Source organism: Pseudomonas sp. IT-196MI5 (assembly GCF_949767415.1).
GTDB lineage: Bacteria > Pseudomonadota > Gammaproteobacteria > Pseudomonadales > Pseudomonadaceae > Aquipseudomonas.
In genome coordinates, this window is record NZ_CATKPZ010000066.1 from 172,669 (window position 1) to 192,790 (window position 20,122).

General features: G+C 58.9%; 20 protein-coding genes. 10 read left to right on the top strand and 10 right to left on the bottom strand.

What is annotated here, in order from left to right; translation table 11 throughout:
* The first annotated feature begins 13 nt into the window (after positions 1 to 13).
* The 9 genes from ACM6IK_RS25095 (at position 14) to ACM6IK_RS25135 (ending at position 9,577) form a co-directional block, all read left to right on the top strand.
* Positions 14 to 1,297 carry an NAD(P)/FAD-dependent oxidoreductase gene (locus ACM6IK_RS25095; protein ID WP_414876449.1) on the top strand — a complete coding sequence of 428 codons (1,284 nt, stop codon included), beginning with the start codon at positions 14 to 16 and terminating at the stop codon, positions 1,295 to 1,297.
* A gap of 362 nt (positions 1,298 to 1,659) precedes the next feature.
* Positions 1,660 to 2,793, top strand: a complete 1,134-nt coding sequence (locus ACM6IK_RS25100) for an ABC transporter substrate-binding protein (protein ID WP_414876450.1) — start codon at positions 1,660 to 1,662, stop codon at positions 2,791 to 2,793.
* Between the two features lie 239 nt (positions 2,794 to 3,032).
* Positions 3,033 to 3,947, top strand: a complete 915-nt coding sequence (locus tag ACM6IK_RS25105) for an ABC transporter permease subunit (protein ID WP_212620503.1) — start codon at positions 3,033 to 3,035, stop codon at positions 3,945 to 3,947.
* 3 nt (positions 3,948 to 3,950) lie between these two features.
* Positions 3,951 to 5,234 (top strand): high-affinity branched-chain amino acid ABC transporter permease LivM, encoded by a 1,284-nt coding sequence (gene livM, locus ACM6IK_RS25110; RefSeq protein ID WP_414876451.1) that lies wholly within the window; start codon positions 3,951 to 3,953, stop codon positions 5,232 to 5,234.
* Positions 5,231 to 6,106: an ABC transporter ATP-binding protein gene (locus ACM6IK_RS25115; RefSeq protein WP_414876452.1), complete on the top strand. Its 876-nt coding sequence runs from the start codon at positions 5,231 to 5,233 to the stop codon at positions 6,104 to 6,106. The genes livM and ACM6IK_RS25115 overlap by 4 nt, the downstream gene beginning before the upstream one ends.
* The gene (locus tag ACM6IK_RS25120) at positions 6,103 to 6,819 is read left to right on the top strand and encodes an ABC transporter ATP-binding protein (RefSeq protein WP_007991194.1); all 717 of its coding nucleotides are present in this window, start codon (positions 6,103 to 6,105) and stop codon (positions 6,817 to 6,819) included. Before ACM6IK_RS25115 ends, ACM6IK_RS25120 begins: the two co-directional genes overlap by 4 nt.
* 285 nt (positions 6,820 to 7,104) lie before the next feature.
* Positions 7,105 to 7,407 carry a hypothetical protein gene (locus ACM6IK_RS25125; protein WP_414876453.1) on the top strand — a complete coding sequence of 101 codons (303 nt, stop codon included), beginning with the start codon at positions 7,105 to 7,107 and terminating at the stop codon, positions 7,405 to 7,407.
* Between the two features lie 330 nt (positions 7,408 to 7,737).
* On the top strand, positions 7,738 to 8,499 hold the full coding sequence (locus ACM6IK_RS25130) for an SDR family oxidoreductase (protein ID WP_414876454.1): 762 nt from the start codon (positions 7,738 to 7,740) through the stop codon (positions 8,497 to 8,499).
* 172 nt (positions 8,500 to 8,671) lie between these two features.
* Positions 8,672 to 9,577, top strand: a complete 906-nt coding sequence (locus ACM6IK_RS25135; RefSeq protein WP_414876455.1) for a cation diffusion facilitator family transporter — start codon at positions 8,672 to 8,674, stop codon at positions 9,575 to 9,577.
* Positions 9,578 to 9,703: 126 nt separating this feature from the next.
* Here ACM6IK_RS25135 and ACM6IK_RS25140 read toward each other — a convergent pair whose 3' ends face one another.
* The 7 genes from ACM6IK_RS25140 to ACM6IK_RS25170 form a co-directional block, all read right to left on the bottom strand.
* A complete protein-coding gene (locus ACM6IK_RS25140) occupies positions 9,704 to 10,837 on the bottom strand; it encodes an AGE family epimerase/isomerase (RefSeq protein WP_414876456.1) in 1,134 nt (377 codons plus the stop codon).
* Positions 10,838 to 11,010: 173 nt separating this feature from the next.
* The gene (locus ACM6IK_RS25145) at positions 11,011 to 11,583 is read right to left on the bottom strand and encodes a HupE/UreJ family protein (RefSeq protein ID WP_414876457.1); all 573 of its coding nucleotides are present in this window, start codon (positions 11,581 to 11,583) and stop codon (positions 11,011 to 11,013) included.
* Between the two features lie 27 nt (positions 11,584 to 11,610).
* Positions 11,611 to 12,225, bottom strand: coding sequence for an urease accessory protein UreG (gene ureG, locus ACM6IK_RS25150; RefSeq protein ID WP_007979691.1), 615 nt, complete (start codon positions 12,223 to 12,225; stop codon positions 11,611 to 11,613).
* A gap of 23 nt (positions 12,226 to 12,248) precedes the next feature.
* Positions 12,249 to 12,923 (bottom strand): urease accessory protein UreF, encoded by a 675-nt coding sequence (locus tag ACM6IK_RS25155; protein WP_414876458.1) that lies wholly within the window; start codon positions 12,921 to 12,923, stop codon positions 12,249 to 12,251.
* On the bottom strand, positions 12,920 to 13,420 hold the full coding sequence (ureE, locus tag ACM6IK_RS25160) for an urease accessory protein UreE (RefSeq protein ID WP_414876459.1): 501 nt from the start codon (positions 13,418 to 13,420) through the stop codon (positions 12,920 to 12,922). The genes ACM6IK_RS25155 and ureE overlap by 4 nt, the downstream gene beginning before the upstream one ends.
* Before the next feature lie 285 nt (positions 13,421 to 13,705).
* Positions 13,706 to 14,338 carry a TetR family transcriptional regulator gene (locus ACM6IK_RS25165; RefSeq protein ID WP_414876460.1) on the bottom strand — a complete coding sequence of 211 codons (633 nt, stop codon included), beginning with the start codon at positions 14,336 to 14,338 and terminating at the stop codon, positions 13,706 to 13,708.
* A gap of 173 nt (positions 14,339 to 14,511) precedes the next feature.
* Positions 14,512 to 14,856, bottom strand: a complete 345-nt coding sequence (locus ACM6IK_RS25170; RefSeq protein ID WP_414876461.1) for a hypothetical protein — start codon at positions 14,854 to 14,856, stop codon at positions 14,512 to 14,514.
* Positions 14,857 to 15,234: 378 nt separating this feature from the next.
* On the opposite strand from ACM6IK_RS25170, the gene ACM6IK_RS25175 reads away from it, so the two are divergent.
* Positions 15,235 to 17,304, top strand: coding sequence for an AsmA family protein (locus ACM6IK_RS25175; protein WP_414876462.1), 2,070 nt, complete (start codon positions 15,235 to 15,237; stop codon positions 17,302 to 17,304).
* 70 nt (positions 17,305 to 17,374) lie between these two features.
* On the opposite strand, the gene ACM6IK_RS25180 is transcribed toward ACM6IK_RS25175, so the two are convergent.
* The 3 genes from ACM6IK_RS25180 to ACM6IK_RS25190 form a co-directional block, all read right to left on the bottom strand.
* The gene (locus ACM6IK_RS25180) at positions 17,375 to 18,067 is read right to left on the bottom strand and encodes a hypothetical protein (protein WP_414876463.1); all 693 of its coding nucleotides are present in this window, start codon (positions 18,065 to 18,067) and stop codon (positions 17,375 to 17,377) included.
* An 81-nt stretch (positions 18,068 to 18,148) separates the two neighbouring features.
* A complete protein-coding gene (locus ACM6IK_RS25185) occupies positions 18,149 to 18,919 on the bottom strand; it encodes a hypothetical protein (RefSeq protein ID WP_414876464.1) in 771 nt (256 codons plus the stop codon).
* 204 nt (positions 18,920 to 19,123) lie between these two features.
* Complete coding sequence (locus tag ACM6IK_RS25190) at positions 19,124 to 20,038, bottom strand: LysR substrate-binding domain-containing protein (protein WP_414876465.1); 915 nt, start codon at positions 20,036 to 20,038, stop codon at positions 19,124 to 19,126.
* Between the last annotated feature and the right edge of the window lie 84 nt (positions 20,039 to 20,122).

Consider the following 20,122-nt stretch of genomic DNA (forward strand, 5'->3'; position numbering starts at 1 on the left):
CTGGAGTCTGGCAATGCCGTTACGCGAAGAGTGTCTGTGGGAAAAACTGACGCCGCAAAGGCCGGACAATTCGGCCCTCAAGGGCGAGGTTTCGGTGGATGTCTGCGTCATCGGCGCCGGTTTTACCGGTTTGTCGGCGGCGGTGCATCTGCTGGAGCAAGGCAAGACCGTTTGTGTGCTGGAGGCCCATCGCGCCGGCCACGGTGGTTCGGGGCGCAACGTCGGGCTGGTCAACGCCGGGATGTGGATTCCACCGGACGAGATCGAAGCCGGGTTTGGTACGCAAGTCGGCAGTCAGCTCAACCGCATGCTGGGTGCAGCACCGTCCCTGGTGTTCAGCCTTGTGGACAAGTACAACATCGATTGCCAGTTGCGCCGCGAAGGCACGCTGCACATGGCGCACAATACCCGTGGCGAAGCCGACTTGCGCAGTCGTGAAGAACAATGGAAGCGCCGCGGGGCACCGGTGGAGTTGTTGACCGGTCAGGCCTGCGAACAAGCCACTGGTACGAAAAAGATTGCCGCTGCGTTGCTTGATCGCCGTGCCGGCACGCTCAACCCGATGGCCTATACCACGGGGCTGGCCAAAGCGGCCATCGGCCTGGGCGGTCAATTGTTCGATCATTCCCCGGTCACCCGACTCGAGCGTCAGGGCCAGCGTTGGTCAGTGCAAACCGCCCAGGGGTCGGTCATGGCCGAGAAAGTTGTGATTGCCTCCAATGCCTACACCGAAGGCGACTGGACGGAACTGCGGCGCAATTTCTTCCCCGGGTATTACTACCAGGTGGCTTCGGCCCCGCTGACCGAAGAGGCTGCCCGGCAAATTCTTCCCGGCGGCCAGGGTTCCTGGGACACCCGCCAGGTCTTGAGCAGCATTCGTCGGGATAAAGACGGACGCCTGCTGCTGGGCAGTCTCGGTAATGGCAATCGGAAACCGGCCTGGTTTCTCAAGGCTTGGGCCGACCGGGTACAGCAACACTACTTCCCGTACCTCAAGCCGGTGGAGTGGGAGTGCACCTGGACCGGTTGCATTGCCTTCACTCCCGATCATTTGATGCGCCTGTTCGAACCGGCGCCCGGTTTGGTGGCAGTCACCGGCTACAACGGGCGGGGCGTAACCACGGGAACGGTGGTCGGCAAGGCCTTCGCCGATTACCTGTGTAACGGAAATCCTCAAGCGCTACCGATTCCTTTCGCGCCCATGCAGCCATTGGCCGGAGCAGGGTTGCGCAGCTGTCTGTATGAGGCGGGATTCTCGCTGTATCACGCAGGCCAGTGCCTGCGGATCGTGATCTGAAGGTTGATTTTTGCAGTGGGAAGCGGCGCTTTTTCGATCTGCGGCTAGCCTGTAGTGGTGCGGGTTGTAGCAGTCCCGCACCAGCAGTGTGCACTTCGGTGACGCACGTTGTTACAGGCTGGTTGCACTTCGTTTAAAGCTGCGGTTGCAATGATGGCGCAGGCGGGTTGCGCCTCAAAAAAATAATGGTTTTACCTTCCGCGGTCTAGACGGTTGCACGCCCAATGAAAATGGGCCAGAAACAGTCGAAATAACAAGAAAGCAGCGACTTTTTTCAGAATAAAAAACCGATGGCACGGCCCTTGCTCTGAGCATTCAGTGAAGTCGCATTGCCAATTAAAAAAACCATGGAGCACCACCTCATGTCCCAGACGTTTTACAAGAAAGGCTTTCTGGCCCTCGCAGTGGCAACTGCGCTGGGTGTTTCTGCGTTTGCTCAGGCTGACATCAAGATCGGCGTAGCGGGACCAATGACAGGCGCCAACGCGGCATTTGGCGAACAGTACATGAAGGGTGCACAGGCGGCGGCCGATGCGGTCAACGCGTCGGGCGGTGTCAACGGGGAAAAAATCGTACTGGTCAAGGGCGATGACGCCTGCGAACCGAAACAGGCTGTGACGGTCGCCAAAGACCTGACCAACCAGAAAGTCGCCGGCGTGGTCGGTCACTTCTGCTCCTCGTCGACCATCCCGGCCTCCGAGATCTACGACGAAGCGGGCATCATCGCCATCACCCCGGGCTCCACCAACCCGGCCGTGACCGAGCGCGGCCTGAGCGCCATGTTCCGTATGTGTGGGCGTGACGACCAGCAAGGCATCGTGGCCGGCGACTACATCGTCGACGTGCTCAAGGGCAAGAAGGTTGTCGTGCTGCACGACAAGGACACCTACGGCCAGGGCCTGGCGGATGCCACCAAGGCTCAACTGGTCAAGCGCGGCGTAACGCCTGTGCTGTATGAAGGCCTGACCCGTGGCGAGAAAGACTTCAGCACCATCGTGACCAAGATCCGCGGTGCCGGCGCTGACGTCGTCTACTTCGGTGGTCTGCACCCGGAAGCCGGTCCTCTGGTGCGTCAACTACGTGAACAAGGCCTCAAGGACGTCAAGTTCATGTCCGATGACGGCATCGTGACCGATGAACTGGTGACCACCGCTGGCGGTCCGCAATTCGTTGATGGCGTGCTGATGACCTTCGGTGCCGACCCACGCTTGCTGCCAGACAGCAAGACCGTCGTGGATGAGTTCCGCAAGAAAGGTACCGAACCTGAAGGCTACACCCTGTACGCCTACGCATCGGTCCAGACCCTCGCTGCCGCCTTCAACGGCGCCAAATCCAACAAGGGCGAAGACGCTGCTACCTGGCTGAAGAAAAACCCTGTCAAGACCGTCATGGGCGAGAAGACCTGGGACAGCAAGGGCGACCTGAAAGTCTCCGACTACGTGGTTTACCAGTGGGACAAGGATGGCAAATACCACCAGTTGGAAAAACAGAAGTAAGGGCTGACTCGATCGGGTGAACGCCACGGGTCCCCTGTGGGAGCGAGCTTGCTCGCGATGACGGACTGGCAGACGACAACTTTGTTGAATGTTCAACCGCTTTCGCTGGCAAGCCAGCTCCTACAGGGGAGCGTGGTGGCCTATCTGATCGTGGCTGACATTGCTCCGACGTAAATCTGTATTTTCCTTAGAAGAACCGCACAGCCACAGTGCAGGTTCTCATTGCGTGAGATTGCGTTATGGATGGTATTTTCCTGCAGCAACTGGTCAACGGCCTGACCCTCGGGTCGGTCTATGGCCTGATCGCCATCGGCTACACAATGGTCTATGGCATCATCGGCATGATCAACTTCGCCCACGGCGAGGTTTACATGATTTCCGCTTACCTCGCGGCAATCAGTCTGGCTCTGCTGGCATACTTCGGTATCGAATCTTTTCCGCTGCTGATGCTCGGCACACTGATCTTCACCATCGTCGTCACGGCGGTGTATGGCTGGGTCATCGAGCGTGTGGCCTACAAACCCCTGCGCAACTCCACCCGACTGGCACCACTGATCAGTGCGATCGGCATCTCGCTGATCCTGCAAAACTATGCACAGATCGCCCAGGGTGCGAAGCAACAAGGCGTTCCAACTCTGCTCTCGGGGGCCTGGCGCGTTGATATCGGTACCGGTTTCGTTCAGTTGACCTACACCAAGGTCTTCATTCTGGTTGCTGCGTTCGTCGGGATGGGCCTGCTGACCTACGTCATCAAGTACACCAAGCTCGGCCGCATGTGCCGTGCGACCCAGCAAGACCGCAAGATGGCTTCGATCCTGGGGATCAACACCGATCGGGTGATTTCCTACGTGTTCATCATCGGTGCAGCGATGGCGGCCCTGGCCGGCGTGCTGATCACCATGAACTACGGGACATTCGACTTCTATGCCGGCTTCATCATCGGGATCAAGGCGTTCACCGCCGCAGTGCTCGGCGGGATTGGCTCACTGCCTGGCGCAATGCTTGGCGGGATCATTCTCGGGATTTCCGAGTCGCTGTTTTCCGGTCTGGTGAACTCGGACTACAAAGACGTTTTCAGCTTCTCGTTGCTGGTCCTCGTTCTGGTCTTTCGGCCTCAAGGCCTGCTCGGTCGTCCTCTTGTGTCGAAGGTGTAAGCGATGTCTTCAACCACTAAAAAAACCATTGATATCAAAAAAAGTCTGGTTGACGCGATTCTTGCCGGCCTCATTGCCCTGATTGTGTTCGGGCCGATTGTCGGCGTCGTTCTCGATGGCTATGGCTTCAACCTGGAAACCACCCGGGTGGCGTGGATCGTGGCGATCGTCATGGCCGGCCGCTTTGCCCTGAGCATGTTCCTGCAGACAGCCAGGGGTCTGAAAATCCTCGAAGGCTTTGAAACGACAGGTTCCGGGGTGCATGTCCTGGCGCCAGACTACAAGTCGCGGTTGCGCTGGATCATCCCGCTGCTGATCGTCATCGCCGTGGTGTTCCCGTTTTTCTCCAACTCCTACCTGTTGGGCGTGGTCATCCTCGGGCTGATCTACGTATTGCTGGGGCTGGGTTTGAACATCGTGGTCGGCCTGGCTGGCCTGCTCGACCTGGGTTACGTGGCGTTCTACGCCATCGGCGCCTACGGCCTGGCGCTCGGTTATCAGTACCTGGGGCTGGGTTTCTGGACGGTGTTGCCACTGGCGGCGATCACAGCCGGTCTGGCCGGTTGCATCCTCGGTTTCCCGGTGCTTCGCCTGCACGGTGACTACCTGGCGATCGTGACCCTGGGTTTCGGTGAAATCATTCGGTTGATCCTCAACAACTGGCTGTCCCTGACCGGCGGGCCGAATGGCATGGCAGCGCCGTTGCCAACCTTCTTCGGCATCGAGTTCGGAAAAAGGGCGAAAGAAGGCGGGGTGCCGTTCCATGAGTTCTTCGGCATCGCCTACAACCCTGACGTGAAGTACTACTTCATCTACGCCGTGTTGTTCCTGGTGGTCCTGGCCGTGCTGCACATCAAGCATCGCCTGACCCGCATGCCGGTCGGCCGCGCCTGGGAAGCCCTGCGTGAAGACGAAATCGCCTGCCGCTCCATGGGCCTGAATCACGTACTGGTCAAGCTCTCGGCGTTCACTATCGGTGCCTCGACGGCAGGTCTGGCCGGAGTGTTCTTCGCCACTTACCAAGGCTTCGTCAACCCGACCTCGTTCACCTTCTTCGAATCGGCGCTGATCCTCGCCATCGTGGTACTGGGTGGCATGGGTTCGACCATAGGCGTGGTGATTGCAGCCTTCGTGCTGACCGTCGCCCCGGAACTGCTGCGTGGCTTTGCCGAGTACCGTGTGCTGCTGTTCGGCATCCTGATGGTGTTGATGATGATCTGGCGACCGCGCGGCCTGATTCGGATCAGCCGTACCGGTGTGACCCCGCGTAAAGGAGTAGCGCCATGAGCGAAGTCGTACTCAGTGTAGAAAAGCTGATGATGCACTTTGGCGGCATCAAGGCGTTGAGCGATGTCAGCCTGAAGGTCAAGCGCAACTCGATCTTCGCCCTGATCGGCCCCAACGGCGCCGGCAAGACCACGGTGTTCAACTGCCTGACCGGGTTCTATAAAGCCTCCGGCGGCAAGATCGAACTCAACATTCGTGGACAACAGACCAACGTCATCAAGTTGCTGGGTGAGTCGTTCAAGCCAACGGATTTCGTTTCGCCGAAATCCTTCGCCAGTCGGCTGTTCTACAAGGCTTTCGGCGGCACCCACCTGGTGAATCGCGCCGGGCTGGCGCGGACCTTCCAGAACATTCGCCTGTTCAAGGAAATGTCGGTGCTGGAAAACCTGCTGGTGGCCCAGCACATGTGGGTCAACCGCAGCATGCTGGCCGGCATACTCAATACCAAGGGCTACCGCAAGGCCGAAAGCGATGCGCTGGACCACGCGTTCTACTGGCTGGAGGTGGTGGACCTGGTGGATTGCGCCAACCGCCTGGCCGGTGAACTGTCCTACGGCCAGCAACGCCGCCTGGAAATCGCCCGTGCCATGTGCACCCGTCCGCAGATCATCTGCCTTGACGAGCCGGCCGCCGGCCTCAACCCCCAGGAAACCGAAGCGCTGAGCGCGATGATCCGGCTGCTGCGCGACGAGCACGATCTGACCGTGGTGCTGATCGAACACGACATGGGCATGGTAATGAGTATTTCCGATCACATCGTGGTCCTGGACCACGGCATCGTCATCGCCGAGGGCGGACCCGATGCGATTCGTAACGACCCGAAAGTGATTGCGGCCTATCTGGGCGCCGATGAAGAGGAAGTGGTGCTATGAGCAAACCCATCCTCGAACTCAAGGAACTGGATGTGTTTTACGGGCCGATCCAGGCCCTGAAGAAGGTCTCGCTGCACATCAAGGAGGGGGAAACCGTCAGCCTGATCGGCTCCAACGGTGCCGGCAAGTCGACCCTGCTGATGTCGATCTTCGGCCAGCCGCGGGCGGCGGACGGGCAGATCCTCTATCAGGGTGTGGACATCACCCACAAGTCGTCCCACTACATCGCTTCCAATGGCATTGCGCAATCGCCGGAAGGGCGGCGGGTGTTTCCCGACATGACTGTCGAGGAGAACCTGCTGATGGGCACTATCCCTATCGGTGACAAGTACGCCAAGGAAGACATGCAACGCATGTTCGAGCTGTTCCCGCGGCTCGAAGAGCGGCGCACCCAGCGGGCGATGACCATGTCTGGCGGCGAGCAGCAAATGCTCGCCATCGCCCGGGCACTGATGAGTCGGCCCAAGTTGCTGCTGCTGGATGAGCCGAGCCTGGGCCTGGCGCCGATTGTGGTGAAACAGATCTTCGCAACACTGCGGGAACTGGCCAAGACCGGCATGACCATCTTTCTGGTGGAGCAGAACGCCAACCACGCCCTGCGGTTGTCAGACCGGGCGTACGTGATGGTCAACGGCGAAATCCGCATGACGGGTACCGGCAAGGAGTTGCTGGTCAACGAGGACGTGCGTAACGCCTATCTCGGCGGGCACTGAGTCTGCTTTGTTGTGCACAAGCCCCGGCGCGCAATCGTCGGGGCTTTTTTACATCTCCAATCCAGCTAATCCCCGTGTAGGAGCGAGCTTGCTCGCGAAGGTCTCCAGGGCAACGCGTTCATCCAGAATGTTCGCGTTATCGTTGACGTCCATCGCGAGCAAGCTCGCTCCTACTGGAAATTGTGGAAAACAATATTCTCAAGCTCGCAAAGCGCGACATAAAGCCGCTGCAAATAGTTGTTTTGTCACAGTTTTGACTTGTCCCCGTTTGCTGTGGAGCCGACTGTGAATAACGTGGGAGTAGCTGGCTGGAGGCCTTTAAAGTCGTGGCTTGTAGAGGTCTGGTTGTTTTTTGATCAGGTGCTTTTGCGCAACTTCAAGGCCGCTTTGTCAACCTTTTTGTTCGGGACGAAAGTGCGTGGAATCGGCATGGGCACGCCTGTGGATAAGTCTGTGACTAAACTCTGGAAAGACCCGGCTGAAGGCCGTGGTTACTGGCTTGGCGCCATCGCGGGTTTGACCCGTCAGTCGCGAAAATGGCCAAGGGCTACACAGCTGGCGGTTGAGGGTCAAGCAAAAAAGTTTTAAACCCCGCGCAAAGCCTTGTGGATAGCGGCTTGCAGCTTTTCCACTTGCCCCCAAAGACTGTGGACCGGCCTGTGGATAACGTGCGCGCACATGGCTGCAGGCCACGCTGGTAAAGGGCTTGCAAGGATTGATCGATTTTCATACAGAAAGTGCGGTGAACGGAGCTGCCGCAGGCTGCGATCTTTTCCACAGGCGCACGGCAAGATCAAAGGATCGCAGCCTGCGGCAGCTCCTACGGGGCAAAGGTTGCCGGTATGAGCGTGGCCGGGCATGCTGCCTGCTGATTTTCTATTCCAATGGCTGGCGATCAGCCGAAGCAAGGAGAACACGATGACCAACACCCTGTTTATTACCGGCGCGACTTCCGGTTTTGGTGAAGCCTGTGCCCGTCGTTTTGCCGAGGCCGGCTGGAAACTGGTGCTGACTGGCCGTCGTGAAGAGCGTCTCAATGCGCTGTGCGCCGAGCTGTCGAAGCAGACCGAAGTCCATGGCCTGGTGCTCGATGTGCGTGATCGCAAGGCCATGGAAGAGGCGATTGCCAATCTGCCGCCATCCTTCGCCAAACTGCGCGGGTTGATCAACAACGCCGGGCTTGCCCTGGGCGTTGACCCGGCGCCCAAGTGCGACCTGGACGATTGGGACACCATGGTCGATACCAACGTCAAAGGCCTGATGTACAGCACCCGTCTACTGTTGCCACGGCTGATCGCCCACGGTCGTGGTGCCGGCATCGTCAACCTGGGGTCCATCGCCGGCAACTATCCGTACCCGGGCAGCCACGTGTATGGCGCGACCAAGGCGTTCGTCAAACAGTTCTCCCTGAACTTGCGCTGCGACCTGCAAGGCACGGGCGTACGGGTCAGCAACATCGAGCCTGGCCTGTGCGAGAGTGAGTTCTCGCTGGTGCGTTTTGCCGGGGACCAGGAGCGCTACAACGCCACTTATGCCGGCGCCGAGCCGATTCAGCCACAAGACATCGCCGAGACCATTTTCTGGGTCCTCAATGCGCCTGCGCACATCAACATCAACAGCCTGGAGCTGATGCCGGTGAGCCAGACCTGGTCCGGGTTTGCTATCGAGCGCAAGTCTTAAGACCGCAAAATGGCCTTTCGCGAGCAGGCTCGCTCCCACATGGATCGCATTGAACCTGTGGGAGCGAGCCTGCTCGCGAAGGGGCCGGAATTGGCAGTGGAAGGCATCAGCTAGACTCCTTCCTCAAGCAGCCCGCCACACCCGGCGGTCTAGAGGTTTTAGAGGAGATCAAGTGAGTAATCGAGGCGAGCAGTCGCTGCTCAAGCAATCGACCTTCCTGATGCTTGCCGTGACATTCGCCGGGATCATCACCGGTTTTGTTTCGGGCGCCCAATCCATCCTGTTCGATGGCTTCTTTTCGTTGATCGCGGCCTTCATCAAGGTCCTGATGCTGATCACCGCCCGGCTGATCGCCAAAGAAAGCAACCAGCGCTTCCAGTTCGGCTCCTGGCACCTGGAGCCCATGGTGCTGGTGATCGAAGGCTGTTTCATATTCCTGGTGGCCGTTTACGCGTTTCTCAACGGTGTGTTCGGCATCATCAGTGGTGGCCGCGAGGTCGAGCTCGGTCTGGTGATCCTCTACGCGGCGGTGTTCACCGTCGTTGAACTGATTTACTTCTTCTACGTCCGCCAGCGCAATCGCACACTCAAATCATCGCTGATCCAGTTCGACAACATCAGTTGGCTGGTGGACGCGATGCTGTCGGCGGGACTGCTGGTGAGTTTCCTGATCGCGCTGCTGCTCAAGACTCAGGGTTACGACAAGTGGGCGGTGTATGTCGACCCGATGATTCTGATTCTGCTGGCCCTGGGCATGCTTCCTCCAGCGTTCAAAATCCTCGGGCCGGCATTGCGCGATGTGTTGGGGATCGTCCCGGATCAACTGGACGACAAGGTGCGTCAGGTGATGGAGGTGGCGAAGGTCGAGCATGGCTTCGACGACTACATTTCCTACGTGCAGAAACACGGCAGGGCCTGCTTCATCGAGATTCACATCGTATTGCCGAAGGATTACTGGCTAGACGGAATAGGGCAGTTGGACAGTTTGCGCGAGGAGATTTCCGCGAAGCTCGGTAAGCCGGATGCAGCGCGATGGCTGACCATCAGTTTTACCGGGGATCGCAAGTGGACTGAGTGATGAGGCGACCTCTTCGAGGTCAATCGCGAGCAGGCTCGCTCCCACAGTGGATTTGTGTCGGCACAGAATTTTGTGACCAACACAAAACCTGTGGGAGCGAGCCTGCTCGCGAAAGCGTTAGATCAGTCAGCCGAGATATTGCGCCAACCCGCGATAACAGGTCGCCAGGTGATAGGGCGTGGTCGACGGCATGTCGCGGCGGCTGACTTCACCGTGCTCGTCACGGCACTCAAACCAGCCGCCAACATGCAGCGAGTGTTGCTGTAACGCCTGTAATTGACGCAGTACATCCGCTTCGCTGTCCGGGCGCAGCGTCAATGCGCGCAGGTATTCAGCCTGGGCCCAGATACGCTGCGTGGCGTCCCGGACGCCGCCATCCGTCCCGAAGTCGAGCATCGCCCGCACAGCGCCAGTCGGCTGATCGACGCCCACTTGCTCGGTAAAGGCGAAGGCCCGCGCCAGATCGGCATGCAGCGCCGAATGGCGTAACAGCGGTGAGGATTCCAGCAGGAAATACCACTCGAACTGATGCCCCGGCTCAAACCAGTTATCCACAGAGCCCAGCGGCTTTTCCATCAGCACGCTGTGTTGCGGATCGATGAAGCGCGCGTGCATGGCTGTGCATAACTCGACGAGCGCGTGTTGCACCTCCAGGTCTTCACGGACTTCCAGTGTGGCGAGGAATGCTTCGGCCAGGTGCATCAGCGGGTTTTGCAAAGGGCCGCTGTCCAGCGATGTCCAGTCACGGTCGAGCGTGGCTTCGTACAGACCGTCGTCCGTGGCGAAACGCTGCGCAATCACTGCCAGCGAGGCGTTGAGTACCGACTCCACCAGTGGCTCGCGAATCTTGTCCCAGTAATGGGCGCAGGCGAACAGGATGAAGGCGTGGGTGTAGAGGTCCTTGCGCTGATCCAGCGCCACCCCTTGTGCATCGACGCTGTAGAACCAGCCACCGTGCTCGGCATCGTGGAAGTGCCGCTGCAACGAGCGGAACAACGCGGCGGCACGCTCTTCGGCGCCCGGCAGCTGACCGATCAGGCTGGCAAACAGATACAACTGCCGCGCACAGGCCATGGCCCGGTAGCGTTGCGGTGGCAGCGGTTGGTGTTCGGCATCCAGCGCCTCGTAGGGCAACGCCATGTCGGCGTTCCAGCCCGGACCTTGCCAGAGCGGTACGATGACGTTCAGGAAGTGCTGTTGCACCGAGGCGAACAGGGCGGTCAATTCAGGCTGAGAGGCGGAGCGGGAAACAGGCGGCATTGGCTGGCGTCGTCACGGCAGGGGCGATTGCGCGACATGTTAGCAGGCCTGAGAGGGGTGGTGTCTGTCGGGCCGTCATCGCGAGCAGGCTCGCTCCCACAATGGAACTATATGCACAGGACTAATGTGGGAGCGAGCCTGCTCGCGATGGGGCCATCACAGGCAGTAAAAAATCAACCTGCCAGCAACCACCCCCCGGTCGCCGCCGATGCCACACCCGCCAGTCGAACCAGCGGTGCTGCGGCCTGAGGCAGCACCCGCACCAGCGCATAACCCGCCGCGTGCAACGCTGCTGTGGCCGCTACAAAACCAGCGGCATAGGTCCATGGACTCGACATGTCCGGCAGTTCCAGCCCATGCGCGACACCATGAAATAGCGCAAACAACGCCGTCGCCATAACCGCCATCACCAATGGTGGACGCACTGCCAAGGCAACCGCCAGCCCCAAGGCCAACACGGAAGCGGCAATCCCGCTTTCCAGCGCCGGCAGGTTCAACCCTTCAAACCCGAGCACTCCTCCCATCAACATCGTGCCGACAAAGGTGCACGGCAGCGCCCAGCGTGCAGCACCTTGTTGCTGCGCTGCCCAAAGACCGACCGCCAGCATCGCCAGCAAGTGATCGAGACCGCCAAGTGGATGGCTTATACCGGCGATCAAACCGTTGTCGCCGTGCCCCGGATGGGCGAAGGCCAGGGCCGGAGTCAGCAACAGGGTCAGAGCGCCGAGAATGCTTTTGAGTGTCATGGATAAGCTTCCTTGTTGAAGTCGTGATCAGGCTGCGGTCAGCAAACCCTGGCGTTCGATGAAGGCGATGATCTGTTCCAGACCCTGGCCGGTTTTCTGATTGCTGAAGACGAACGGCTTGCCGTTGCGCATGCGCTGGGTGTCGCTGTTCATCATCTCCAGCGAGGCACCGACCAGCGGCGCGAGGTCGATCTTGTTGATCACCAGCAGGTCGGATTTGCAGATCCCCGGTCCACCCTTGCGCGGCAGCTTGTCGCCGGCCGAGACGTCGATCACATAGATCGTCAGGTCGGACAGTTCCGGGCTGAAGGTCGCGGAGAGGTTGTCGCCCCCGGACTCCACCAGAATCAGGTCCAGCCCCGGGAAGCGGCGATTGAGTTGATCCACGGCTTCGAGGTTGATCGAGGCGTCTTCGCGGATGGCCGTGTGCGGGCAGCCACCGGTTTCCACGCCAATGATGCGTTCCGGTGCCAGGGCTTCGTTGCGCACCAGAAAGTCGGCGTCTTCGCGGGTGTAGATGTCGTTGGTCACGACGGCCAGGTTGTAGCGCTCGCGCAGGGCCAGGCACAGGGCCAGGGTCAGGGCGGTTTTGCCGGAGCCGACCGGGCCGCCGATGCCGACACGCAGGGGTTGTGTGTTCATGTGATTCTCCAAAATAACCGGCCCTAGGAACGGAACAGACGGCTGTACTGGCGCTCGTGGGCCATACACGCCAGGGACAGGCCGAAAGCGGCGCTGCCGTAATGATCAGGATCGATTCGGGTGGCGCTCTGTTGAGCTTGTTGAAGCAGCGGCAACAGTTCGCTGGTCAGGCGCTGGGCGGCTTGTTGACCCAGGGGCAGGGTCTTCATCAGCACCGCCAACTGGTTTTCCAGCCAGCTCCACAGCCATGCGGCCAGGGCGTCCTGCGGGCTGATCTGCCAGGCGCGTGCAGCCAAGGCCCAACCCAGGGCCAGATGTGGCTCGCTGCGTTGTTTGAGGAAGGCTCGGGCCGGCGCGTCGAGTTCCGGCAAGCCATTGAGCAATTGCTGCAACGAGTAGCCCATTTGCCGGCTCTCCTGATGCAACTCGCGGGTTTCGCGACTGGCGCGGTGTTCCTCGCAACGTTGCAGCAATTCACCCCAGTTGTCCTCGCTGGCGGCCAGGCAATGTGCGAGCAGCAACGGTGCTTCGAAGCGTGCCAGGTTTAACGACAACTGATCGCTGATCCAGCGCCGGGCGCTGTCGGGATCGTTTACGCGGCCGTTATCCACCGCCATTTCCAGCCCTTGGGAGTAGCTGTAGCCGCCAATCGGCAATTGCGGACTGGCCAGGCGCAACAGCGCCCAGGCCGGGTTCATGGGCGGACGCCGAACTGGTGCAGTTTCGGCGCGTAGTTGAAGTCTTCATCGCCGTGGCGCGAATGATGATGACCACCGCCGTAGGCACCATGTTCCGGCTGGAACGGCGCCTCGATGTTCTCGGCATGGGCGCCGAGTTGTTCGAGCATGGCCTTGAGCACGTAATCGTCGAGCAGGCGCAACCAGCCGTCGCCGACTTGCAGGGCGACATGGCGATTGCCCAGGTGATAGGCCGCGCGGGTCAGTTCAAGGGTATTGGCGCAGGTGACGTGGAGCAATTGTTCGGGGCGAGCGCAGACACGCACGATTCGCCCGTCTTCGGCTTGCAGGCATTCGCCGTCATGCAACGGCGGCTGGCCACGCTGCAAAAACAACCCGACGTCTTCGCCTTCGGCACTGAAACAGCGCAAACGGCTTTTACTGCGGGCTTCGAACGTCAAGTGCAGTTCGGCGGCCCAGACGGGTTGAGGGTCGATTCTGCGATGAATCACCAGCATCGGAAGGCTTCCAGCAATGGACAATGCTCAGGCTAGAGCAAGGGGCTTGCCAATCGACATGATGCGTAGGAAATGGCTGAAGGAGACGTGGGGCAGGTATCGATGGAGCGAGTTTTTTGGTTGAGGTTGGTGCGTTGATTTTGATCTGCGCACCAGGATGATGCGGCGCGTTTCAGTGTGGGAGCGAGCTCGCTCGCGATGGCGGTGGAACTGTCACATAGATGGTGGATGTCATGCCCTCATCGCGAGCAAGCTCGCTCCCACAGGGATTTCATCCACAGAAAGTTACTCGGTGCTACCGAGCCCTTGCCAATGCTTGAGGCCGATAAAGATAAACCGCAGTTGCTGGGTGATTTTCGCCTGGGGCGTCAGGTGCTCGGGCAAGGCTTCGGCGGGCGGATCGATGATGTCCGGCAGGGTGGCGAACACGCTTTTGACGATCAGGTCCGCCATGACACTCAGGTCGGTGATGTCCAGATGCTGCAGCTTCGGCATCAGTGACAAGTCCGCCGCCAGGTCCGAACTGATGTCTTCACGCAAACGGCCGATGGCCTGGCGCACCGGCAGCGAACCGCCGTATTGCTCACGGGCGAGAAACAGGAACTGCGAACGGTTGGCGCTGACAACGTCGAGAAAGATCCGCACCGAGGCATCGATGATGCCGCCCATCACGAATTCGTTGTGCCGTACCAGGCGAATGGTTTCGCGGAATGTCTGGCCGACTTCGCTGACCAGCACCAGGCCCAGTTCATCCATATCGGCAAAATGGCGGTAGAAACCGGTCGGTACGATGCCAGCGGTTTTCGCGACTTCGCGCAGGCTCAGGCTGCCGAATCCTCGGCCTCCATCCATCAGATGCCGGGCAGCATCCATCAGCGCGTTACGGGTTTGTCGTTTCTGTTCGGCGCGGGGCAGCATCGCAAGGGTGTTTTCTGGACAGGGACGCGGCGCACTCTAGCAAATCAGCTTTGCCGGCGTCGAATGACTGTAGGGGGGATCAAGCAGGGAAATGCGGCATTTATCAAGCGGATCGCTGAAAAGTCAAAAGCCCAATCCGGGGATTGGGCTTTTTTTCAGGGCGGCCATGGGACTTAGCTCGCGGCGCTGTTGCGTTCGATCACACGGTCACCACCGCCTTCGGCGAGGGTTTGGCCTTGTGGGGTGCGTTCGGACCCATCGGCAGCCAGGGTCTGGCCTTGTGGAGTACGGTCCGAGCCATCCTGAGTGATCAGGCCTTTTTCTTTCAGGCGATCATTACCGCCTTCGGCAAGGGTCTGGCCTTGTGGCGTGCGGTTGGAGCCATCGGCGGCGACGGTCTGGCTGAACACCGAGTGGTTTTGTTTCACTTGTGGTGTGGCCTGGTCTGCGGCTGGCAGGGCAAAGGCGGTGCCGGCCAGCATCGAGAGGGTAAGGCTAAGCAGTAGTTGGCGTTTCATGATTGTTTTGCTCCTCGGGAGGGCGAATAAGCGGGTACGAGAGCAATGCTACTCTCGATAAGTCGATATGAAAGTTCATAAACGCAATGGTAATAATCAACGGAATTGATTGTTTGCTGCGCAGGCTCTAGGCCGGGCGTCTCAGGCGAGTTGTTTTGCACCGATGTGGGTATTTTCGACCCACCTTTGGCCTGCAAAAGTGCAGGGCCGGTAACGCCGAATGACTGATTGGTCAGTATTGGACTGGTCGAAATCGGTCTATCGATTAAACCTGCCGGATTTTTATCAGTCGTAGACTTCATGGCGGGCCGCTTGCGGCTCACCGTTTCACATGTGCGTCGCAGTCGGGACGCTTAGTCGTATCAGGAGCCCTGTGCAATGACGCGCACTCAAAAGACGTTTGTCTGGACCCTTTCCACTTTCCTTACCTTGTTGATAGTGTTGGTGTTGGTCATCGTGTTCTTCGACTGGAACCGGATCAAACCGCCGCTCAACGCCAAAGTTTCAGAAGAGCTGCACCGCGCTTTTGCCATCAATGGCAATCTTTCGGTGGAGTGGCGGCCCGAATCCGATGAAAGCGGCTGGCGCGCCTGGGTGCCGTGGCCCCATGTAGTGGCCGAGGACCTCAGCCTGGGCAACCCGGACTGGTCGAAGCAACCGCAGATGGTCACCCTCAAACGGGTGGAACTGCGTATTTCACCCCTGGCGTTGCTGGCGCAGCGGGTGGTGATCCCGCGCATCGATCTCACCGAGCCGAATGCCGAGCTGCAACGCCTGGCTGACGGGCGCGCCAACTGGACCTTCCAGTTCGATCCCAAGGACCCGAACGCCGAGCCTTCCAGTTGGGTGGTGGATATCGGCGCGATCGGTTTCGACAAAGGCCACGTCGCCCTCGACGACCAGAGCCTGAAGACTCGACTCGACGTGCTGATCGATCCATTGGGCAAACCGGTTCCGTTCAGCGATATCGTTGGTGACAAAGCGGCGAAAGCCGCGCTGGAAAAGGGGTCGTCGCCCCAGGATTATGCGTTCGCCCTCAAGGTCGACGGCCAATACCGTGGCCAGAAACTCGCGGGCCAGGGCAAGATTGGCGGGCTGTTGGCGCTGCAGGACGCGGCACGGCCGTTTCCGCTTCAGGCACAGGTGAAGATCGCCGACTCCAGCGTCGAATTGGCCGGTACCCTGACCGACCCGCTGAATCTCGGCGGCCTGGACCTGCGCCTGAAACTGGCCGGCACCAGCCTGGGTAACCTCTACCCCCTGACCGGCGTGATCCTGCCGGACACGCCACCCTATGCTACCGACGGCCACCTGATCGCCAGGTTACACGAGGCTGGTGGCGCAGCGTTCCGCTATGAGGAATTCAACGGCAAGATCGGCGAAAGCGACATCCATGGCAATCTGACTTATGTGGCCAGCCAGCCACGGCCAAAACTCGGCGGCTCGCTGTTGTCCAATCAATTGCTGTTCGCTGACCTGGCGCCGCTGATCGGTGCCGACTCCAACGCCGAACAGAAGGCCCGAGGCGGTGACAGCAAACAACCGGCGGACAAAGTGCTGCCGGTCGAAGAGTTCAAGACCGATCGCTGGCGTGATATGGACGCCGATGTCGAGTTCACCGGCAAACGCATCGTGCACAGCGAAAAACTGCCGTTCAACGACCTCTATACCCATCTGCTGCTCACCGATGGCGTGCTCAGCCTCGAGCCGCTGCGCTTCGGCGTGGCCGGCGGCAAGCTGGATGCGCAGATCCGCCTGAACGGCCACGCCGATCCACTGGAAGGCCAGGCCAGGCTTACGGCGCGGGGCTTCAAGCTCAAGCAGTTGTTCCCCGGCTTTGAACCGATGAAAACCAGTTTTGGCGAACTCAACGGCGATGCTGATATCAGCGGACGCGGTAATTCGGTGGCCAAGCTGCTGGGCAGTGCCAATGGCAGCCTGAAAATGCTCATCAACGATGGCGCCATCAGTCGCGAATTGATGGAGCTGGCGGGCCTGAACGTCGGCAACTATGTTGTCGGCAAGATCTTTGGCGACAAGGAAGTGAAGATCAACTGCGCGGCCGCTGACTTCGGCATCCAGTCTGGCCTGGCGAGTACCCGCTTGTTTGTATTCGACACCGAGAACGCCATCGTCTACATCGACGGCACCGCGAACATGGCGACTGAACAGCTGGACTTGACCGTTACCCCGGAATCCAAGGGGTGGCGCCTGATTTCATTGCGCTCGCCACTGTATGTGCGCGGCAAGTTCATCAAGCCCGATGCCGGGGTCAAGGCCGTGCCGTTGATGCTGCGCGGAGCCGGGATGGTGGCGCTGGGCGTGATCGCCGCACCGGCGGCAGGTTTGCTGGCGCTGGTGGCGCCGAGTGGGGGGGAGGCGAATCAATGCGCGCCATTGCTGGAGCAGATGAAGGCGGGCAAGGCACCCAAGACAGTCAAAAACTGAAGGGCGCCAGTGAGCAGTGTTCAAGCGCCCCGACTCCGGGATGCTTGAACGTGTTGCCAGGCTGGATCTTTCAATCAAGTCCGATGGGCGCAGAGAGATGCAGTAACTCTGTTTCCATCTTGTTCCCCAGTTTCTTGAGGATGTCATCTCTTACGCGATTGTATTGGCGCTCATCCAGTGAACTACACAACTGCCAGCAATTGGTCTGCTGGTCATTGCTGGCGCTCAGTACAGGCTGGTCGAGAATATCGATGGCGAGCTCGTTGCTTGTTTCGAACGCCAATTGCTGGGTTACCACGGTTTTATCGTTGCGAATGATCGTCAGTAATGTCGCCGTTGAAGTCGCCGCTTCTGTGTCGGATTTTTTGATCTCGATTGCATTTGTTTCAAGCTTCTTGAGGAGCGTCCTGATCGCTGGTGAGTCAGGTTCGAGCATTAACAGTTGAGCAAATGCGTGGGTAAGCGATTGCCGTTCATCTTGTGGCAGGGAGCTCCCGGTGCTTTGCTCTATTGCATTCAAAAGACTACTGTTTTCAAACGCGAGGTGCTGAGTCGATCGACTATTTACAGTCCAGCCAATTTTTTGGACGAAATCTGTATAAACGGGCCACGAAACTGCGCGATTACTGCTTTTTTGTGCGGCTAGCAGTTCGCCGTACAGGCTGGACGCCAAAATGTCTTTTTTAAAACTGTCAGTGTGCGAGCCGCAAAAAATCGTTATGTTGCCATTGACCAACCACGTGTCGAAAGTTGTTATATTCATTTTGTTGTCCTGCGCGAAAGTGTGTACAGGAGGTCGTTTAAATCGGCAGGTTAATTGCCGATTTAAACGTGGCGGTGGTGGTTAGAAATCAGGCAGGTCTTCAATGAACTTTTTGCCACTCTCACTGAACTTTTTGTAAAGGTCGCCACGCAGGCCGGAAAAGATTTTAGTGTCAAGATAAGTGCGCACAGCACCGGTTTTGATCGTGGTGGATTGCTGGGTCGACTTCCAGAACAGTATGCCCGTACTGCTCTCCCTGGCATCCAACGAGATGCAGTTGAGGACCATGTTCGGTTGTCCGCCGTTATCAAGCCAGACGGGGGCTATATCGAACTTTGCCTGGGCGCCGAGTTTTTGGTTTCGTTCAAAAAGTTGAATGGTGCCCGGTTTTTTTTGTACCTCCTCGATGACCTTTTTCGCCAGGTTCGCGAGAATGGTTGCGGCAGCGCCGCCAATCAAGCCGGCGACCACTTCGAGGGCAACCTGATCCATTGTCAGCCCAACTTTCTTGATCGTGACTTCCTGGATGTTCCTGTTTTGAGTGACCCAGCCCAGTTTGCTCAGGCCGTCCACGTAGTAGCGGTACCACTCGAAAAGCTGCGAATCTTCGGGGAAGTTTTTGGTGGCGGCGTTCTGCATGACCAGTTTGCACAAATTGACGTCGTCGATGATTTCCTGTGAAACACCCGGCAGGAAAGCATCAATGGTGCCAGGCATGACACTGGCGGTGGGTTTGTTGATGTCGTGTTCCGGTTTGATCGAGTACCCGGAAGTGACAGGCGTCGAACGCGATGTCAGGATCGGCAGGGAAGGCAGAGAATCAATAAACTCGAGTCGTTGTTCCAGTAGCATAAACGTAATCCTTTACTTGTTGGTTTGAACAGCTCGTTGGCTGTGGTTGTTAGAATAAGTCCGTTATTCTTAAAGTCTAGATGGGGTTTGTAACTGCAGGTTCAGTCGTGTTTGAAGTTTGTGGTTTTTAATGACTTGAATGTGGTCTTTGGAAGTTTGGTTTTTATTTGAATTGCAGGTGTTTTAACTGTTCTTGATCGCGGATCAGCGCAATACATGCCCGGACAACAATGCCTCCTCGCGCAGCCACGCAAAAAACGCCCGAACCGGAGGATGGCGTTCGCGACCCGGCACGCACAGTGCACTGTAGCCGGCGCCATCGACCTGTATTTCCCCCCGGTACGGCAACAACAGACCACTGGCCACGCTTTGCGACACCAGAATATTGCTCGCCAGCACCAGACCTTGGCCGGCAATCGCCGCTTGCAGGGCGTAGTGCTCTTCGTCGTATTCGCGCACGGCGGGCCGGCCGCTCAGCCAGGTTTCGCCGGATCGCGAGCACCAGGCCTCCCAGCTGTGGGCGTAGAGTTTGGAGTTGTGCCAGCGCACGCTGATCAGCGTGGGGGTGCGACTCGACGCCCGGGCAACTTGTTCGGGCGAACCGTAGACGCCGAAGGTTTCATCGAACAGGCACTGGCCATACAGGTTGGGGTAGATGTCGAGGCTGTAGCGCAGCACCAGATCGACACTGGCGTCCTGATGCAGGTCGATGACTTCGCAGTGGGTATCGAGGCGTACGTTGATGTTCGGGTGCCGGGCGTAGAAGCGCCCCAGCCGTGGCACCAGCCACAGGGCGGCGAAGGCTGCGGTGGTGGAGACCGTCAGGCTGGCACCGCTGCGTTGAGGGCGCAGGGTGTCGACGCTTTGAGCGACCTCCAGAAAAGCCCCGTGCAGGCTCTGGAACAGGCGTTCGCCGCATTCGGTCAGGCGCACCTGGCGGGGCAGGCGCTCGAACAGCGGCACACCAAGCCAGGTCTCCAGAGAGCGGATCTGATGGGACACCGCCGTCGGGGTGACTGACAGTTCTTCGGCGGCAGCCTTGAAGCTCAACAGGCGTGAGGCGGATTCGAAGGCGCGCAGGGCGGTCAATGGAAGCGAGGCAAACATTGAGGACTCCATAGATGAAATGGATTCATCCTGACTGATTTTTGCTCATTTGAAGGGACGTAGCTGTGAGCTTCAAGCTGCAAGTCACAAGCTGTT

Coding starts and splice junctions, on each gene's coding strand:
- ACM6IK_RS25145 (WP_414876457.1), bottom strand. CDS start 11,583: ATGACACTCAAAAGCATTCTCGGCGCTCTGACCCTGTTGCTGACTCCG.
- ACM6IK_RS25115 (WP_414876452.1), top strand. CDS start 5,231: ATGAGCGAAGTCGTACTCAGTGTAGAAAAGCTGATGATGCACTTTGGC.
- ACM6IK_RS25185 (WP_414876464.1), bottom strand. CDS start 18,919: ATGCTACTGGAACAACGACTCGAGTTTATTGATTCTCTGCCTTCCCTG.
- ureG (WP_007979691.1), bottom strand. CDS start 12,225: ATGAACACACAACCCCTGCGTGTCGGCATCGGCGGCCCGGTCGGCTCC.
- ACM6IK_RS25140 (WP_414876456.1), bottom strand. CDS start 10,837: ATGCCGCCTGTTTCCCGCTCCGCCTCTCAGCCTGAATTGACCGCCCTG.
- ACM6IK_RS25175 (WP_414876462.1), top strand. CDS start 15,235: ATGACGCGCACTCAAAAGACGTTTGTCTGGACCCTTTCCACTTTCCTT.
- ACM6IK_RS25105 (WP_212620503.1), top strand. CDS start 3,033: ATGGATGGTATTTTCCTGCAGCAACTGGTCAACGGCCTGACCCTCGGG.
- ACM6IK_RS25100 (WP_414876450.1), top strand. CDS start 1,660: ATGTCCCAGACGTTTTACAAGAAAGGCTTTCTGGCCCTCGCAGTGGCA.
- ACM6IK_RS25095 (WP_414876449.1), top strand. CDS start 14: ATGCCGTTACGCGAAGAGTGTCTGTGGGAAAAACTGACGCCGCAAAGG.
- ACM6IK_RS25170 (WP_414876461.1), bottom strand. CDS start 14,856: ATGAAACGCCAACTACTGCTTAGCCTTACCCTCTCGATGCTGGCCGGC.
- ACM6IK_RS25165 (WP_414876460.1), bottom strand. CDS start 14,338: ATGCTGCCCCGCGCCGAACAGAAACGACAAACCCGTAACGCGCTGATG.
- ACM6IK_RS25130 (WP_414876454.1), top strand. CDS start 7,738: ATGACCAACACCCTGTTTATTACCGGCGCGACTTCCGGTTTTGGTGAA.
- ureE (WP_414876459.1), bottom strand. CDS start 13,420: ATGCTGGTGATTCATCGCAGAATCGACCCTCAACCCGTCTGGGCCGCC.
- ACM6IK_RS25190 (WP_414876465.1), bottom strand. CDS start 20,038: ATGGAGTCCTCAATGTTTGCCTCGCTTCCATTGACCGCCCTGCGCGCC.
- livM (WP_414876451.1), top strand. CDS start 3,951: ATGTCTTCAACCACTAAAAAAACCATTGATATCAAAAAAAGTCTGGTT.
- ACM6IK_RS25120 (WP_007991194.1), top strand. CDS start 6,103: ATGAGCAAACCCATCCTCGAACTCAAGGAACTGGATGTGTTTTACGGG.
- ACM6IK_RS25155 (WP_414876458.1), bottom strand. CDS start 12,923: ATGAACCCGGCCTGGGCGCTGTTGCGCCTGGCCAGTCCGCAATTGCCG.
- ACM6IK_RS25180 (WP_414876463.1), bottom strand. CDS start 18,067: ATGAATATAACAACTTTCGACACGTGGTTGGTCAATGGCAACATAACG.